This is a genomic window from Streptomyces sp. NPDC005774 (genome assembly GCF_042871645.1).
GTDB classification, from domain to species: Bacteria; Actinomycetota; Actinomycetes; order Streptomycetales; family Streptomycetaceae; genus Streptomyces; species Streptomyces pratens.
This window is the reverse complement of sequence record NZ_JBIAIV010000118.1, coordinates 1-3,740: the sequence shown is the minus strand read 5'-3', so window position 1 is coordinate 3,740 and position 3,740 is coordinate 1. Positions and strand designations below refer to the sequence as shown.

General features: G+C 66.2%; 2 protein-coding genes and 3 pseudogenes. 3 read left to right on the top strand and 2 right to left on the bottom strand.

Annotated elements, in window-relative coordinates; genetic code table 11:
• Window positions 1-94: 94 nt before the first annotated feature.
• Both ACFYQA_RS39245 and ACFYQA_RS39240 read left to right on the top strand, forming a co-directional pair.
• Window positions 95-550, top strand: a pseudogene (locus tag ACFYQA_RS39245) (IS481 family transposase); the annotation flags it as partial.
• A 299-nt stretch (window positions 551-849) separates the two neighbouring features.
• A complete protein-coding gene (locus tag ACFYQA_RS39240) occupies window positions 850-1,062 on the top strand; it encodes a hypothetical protein (protein WP_388928599.1) in 213 nt (70 codons plus the stop codon).
• An 84-nt stretch (window positions 1,063-1,146) separates the two neighbouring features.
• Here the strand turns inward: ACFYQA_RS39240 and ACFYQA_RS39235 are convergent, their stop codons facing one another.
• Complete coding sequence (locus ACFYQA_RS39235) at window positions 1,147-2,304, bottom strand: NAD-dependent formate dehydrogenase (RefSeq protein ID WP_388928597.1); 1,158 nt, start codon at window positions 2,302-2,304, stop codon at window positions 1,147-1,149.
• A gap of 246 nt (window positions 2,305-2,550) precedes the next feature.
• Between ACFYQA_RS39235 and ACFYQA_RS39230 the strand changes: the two are divergent.
• Window positions 2,551-2,978 (top strand): annotated as a pseudogene (locus ACFYQA_RS39230) (transposase); the annotation flags it as partial.
• Here the strand turns inward: ACFYQA_RS39230 and ACFYQA_RS39225 are convergent.
• Window positions 2,892-3,632, bottom strand: a pseudogene (locus ACFYQA_RS39225) (ISAzo13 family transposase); the annotation flags it as partial. The pseudogenes ACFYQA_RS39230 and ACFYQA_RS39225 sit on opposite strands and share 87 nt — an antisense overlap.
• Window positions 3,633-3,740: the final 108 nt, after the last annotated feature.

The following is a 3,740-nucleotide window of genomic DNA, read 5'->3' as shown; positions in this document are numbered from 1 at the left end:
GCGGCTCCGAAGGGCCAAATCCTTCATCTCCCGCACAGCACCATTTCCAGAAGCTGTTCCTACAACCAACTCCCTTTCACGTTCAGGACACAAGGCCAGGGACAATCCAAGTCGGGGCTACCGGCGCCTGCACGGTGAACTGCTCATGCTCGGAGTGAAGGTGGCAGCATCCACCGTCTGGGAAATCTTGCAGGAGGACGGCATCGAGCCGACGCCCGAGCGGGCCTGCAGCACGTGGGCGGGCTTCCTGCGCTCCCAGGCCGACGCGCTCCTGGCGTGCGACTTCTTCGAGGCCGTCACCCTGTCCGGGGCCCGCTTGTACGTGTTCGCCGCGATCGAGCGCGTGAACCGCCGGATCCGGATCCTGGGCGCGACCGCGCATCCGACCGCGTCCTGGGTGGTCCAGGCCGCGAAAAATCTTGTCATGGATCTCGAGGAGGCCGGCTGCCGGGCGCGCTGTCTGATCAGGGATCGGGACGGGAGGTTCCCGCGGTTGTTCGACGAGGTACTCAAGGACGCGGGTATCGAGGTGGTGCTCAGCTGCGTCCAGACCAGACTTCAGGGCGCATGAGGAAGACACGACGTACTTCCGCGCCGGCGCTACCACTGGGCGAGCGGCCCCGGAAGGTGGACAAGTGAGTGAAGACGCCGTGTGGGTCAGAGGCGTGACGGGCATCCAACTGCATCACGTGACCGATCTTCAGGACGCTCGTCGGTTCCGGGCAACGCCGTCATGGCACTGGGCGCAGCCCATGTGAGAACGGGCGACGCCAGGTTCTCCGGTCTCGCCGACCAGCTCAAGGCAATGGTCGCCCAAACGCACGACCTGGAGGGCGAGGCACGGGGTGCATGCGCCGGCTGCACTCCACCGATCCCAAGCGGTTCGTGCGCTGCCGGGAGGGCGAGGAGCCCTGGCCGGACGAGTTCCAGGCGGGCTTCGTCCCGCGCCACGCCTGCCAGGACAAGTGTCTTTACCACGACCATGAGGTGCTGGACGCCATCGTGCAGTGCACCTGCGGCCGGCCCCCGTGCCGCGCTTGCGCGATCGTGGGGGCGCCCTGACACGGAGAACACGGAGAGCGGAGCGTGCCATCCCGGTCGCCTGTGCACGGGCGGTGACGGCCCCGCCGACTCCTACCGTGTGCGTCAGACGGTGTACGAGCGGGCCCCGGTCCCGGCAAGCCTGCCGCCCTCCACGATGAGGTACTCCTGACGGATCGGGCGATTGTCGAACCAGCACTCCAGGATTTCCCGGACGCCTGCCGCGTACCTGGCCTGCGCGGAGAGCGTCGAACCGGACACGTGCGGTGTCATGCCCTCGTGCGGCATGCTGCGCCACGGGTGGTCCTCTTCCGGCGGCTCGGGGTACCAGACGTCCCCGGCGTAACCCGCCAGATGGCCTCGTTCCAGAGCGCGTACCACGGCGTCCCGGTCGACGATCAGCGCGCGGGCTGTGTTGACGATGTACGACCCTCGCTTCATGGTCGCGAGCATCTCGTCGTCGAAGAGGTTCACCGTCTGCGCGTGCAGCGGCGCGTGGATGGAGAGCACGTCGACGGCGGCCGCCAGGGAGCGGGCATCCGCATGCCAGGTCAGCCCCAGCTCCTGCTCGAGGTTGGCTGGCACCCTGTGCACGTCGTTGTAGTGCAGCTTCACATCGAACGGCTTCAGCCGGCGTAGCACTGACATGCCGATCCGCCCGGCACCGAAAACGCCGACGTCCATGCCCTCCAGGTCGTAGTTCCGCGAGACGCTGTCGGCCACGTTCCACCCTTGGCGGGTGGTGACCCACTCGTGGGCGGGCAGATAGTTGTGGACGAGAGCGAGGATCTGCATGACCGCGTGCTCCGACACGCTGATGCTGTTGCTGTAGGTGACCTCCGTAACGGTGACGTCGTGCTCGATGGCGCTCGGCAGGTCCACGTGGTCCGAACCGATCCCGGCTGTGATCGACAGCTTCAAGTGCGGTGCGCGCCGGATCCGGTCAGGGGTGAGATAGGCGGGCCAGAACGGCTGCGAGATCACCACCTCGGCGTCGGGGAGTTCCCGTTCCAGCACGGAGTCGGGCCCCTCCTTGTCGGAGGTGACGACCAATGTGTGGCCCTGTTCCTCCAGGAACGGACGCAGACCGAGTTCGCCGGAGACGCAGCCGACCAGCTCACCCGGCTTGAAGTCGATGCTCCGGGGGGTGGGCGCCGTCTGCCCTCCGGGATAGCCGCTGATGACGGGGATCTCATCTCGGGCATACCTGGGCGGGTAGCCGTCAACGGGATCCGGATAAAGCACCGTGAGAATCTTTGCCATGGCCGTACTCCTACGAAGGCCGGCGCACAGGCGTGGTCCGGTGACCGCGCATTCGCTCCGGCCGGCCTTGCTGTCCAGTGCCGAGTGACCGGGCCGCCGCACAGCAAACGGTCCCAAACACACTGATCGCCGCGCCCGCGGTGGATTCAACCGGTCGTCGCAACACCTTGAGCATGGGGGCTTCACCCCGGATCGTGGACACCTTGGACACTGGACCTTGAGGGTCCAGAGGAAGAGATGTCACTGATGGTGATGAAGGTGTACTCAGCGGAGTTCAAGGCGGACGCTGTCGCGCTGTACCTGTCGGACCCGAAGAACACGTTCGAGGGCGTCAGCAAGGACCTCGGAGTCAGCCGGGAAACGCTGCGGAACTGGGTGCGGGTCGAGCGGGCCCGGCAGGGCCGCGCGGCGGGCACGAGTCGCTTGCCGCGGGTCGAGCAGGCCGTCGATGTACCCTCCGACGATGTGCTGAAGGAAGAGAACAAGCAGCTCAGGGCCCGGATCAGGGAGCTGGAGACCGAGCGGGAGATCCTGCGGAGGGCCGCGAAGTATTTCGCCGGCGAGACCAACTGGTGAGGAGCCGTAATTTAACTACTGCCGGAGTTGATCTCGTTGTCGTGGTACTCGATCACGCGCTTCAAGGCTTCGAGCGTGCGGGGAGGGCGGGTCCGGCGGAAGACGAGGACTCTGGCGAGTTCGGGCCCAGCGAAGGCCAGCATCGGCTTGGACCTCCCGGCGTGGTAACTCAGCACATTGCGCTTGCGGCCCATCAGCTCGGCCGCGAGGGTCAAGGTGACGGTGTTGCGGCTGCGGAGCACGGCGACCAGGACGCGGTGGCGGTGATCGAGGGTGCCGAAGCCGGGGTTGCGGCCGCGGCCGTCCCTGCCTGCGCTCTGGCGTTCGACTTCGGTCAGGACCTGTTGGCATGGTTCGAGCTGGAGCACGAGCTGTTCGAACTGTTCTCGGGGCATGCCCGTGAGTGCGGGGTGGGTGAGGAGGAAGGTGGCCTCGGCCGGGACCGGAGGTCCCGACTCGTCGCGTGGATCTCCCGGAAGCTGCTGGTCGGGGTCCTGCGGGGCGATGGTGTAGTTCCACTCGCCGTGGAACTCGTCCCGTTTGACCCGCCGCTCGGCGCTCTTGCGTTCAGCTCGGGTGAGCACGCGGCCGGTGGGGTATGCATTCTCGTCCAGTGCGGCATGAACGGTCAGTCCGGTGCTGGTGCGGGTGGCTGAGATGGTCTCCAGCAGCACTTCGTAGCTGGTCAGAGGCTGCCCGCGCAGGCTGTGGGTGATCCGGGAGAACAGCCGGTGTTCCACTTTGTTCCATTTTGAAGTACCGGGCCAATGCCGTTGTTTGAAGGTTCATTGAGTTGGTAGTGACGGACTGAGCGTCGCGCCGTTATGCGGGGTGTGCATCCGTGGAGCGGGGTATCTGAG

Bases quoted from the DNA above. Each gene is read 5' to 3' on its own strand.
- ACFYQA_RS39235 (WP_388928597.1), bottom strand. From the start codon at position 2,304: ATGGCAAAGATTCTCACGGTGCTTTATCCGGATCCCGTTGACGGCTAC.
- ACFYQA_RS39240 (WP_388928599.1), top strand. From the start codon at position 850: ATGCGCCGGCTGCACTCCACCGATCCCAAGCGGTTCGTGCGCTGCCGG.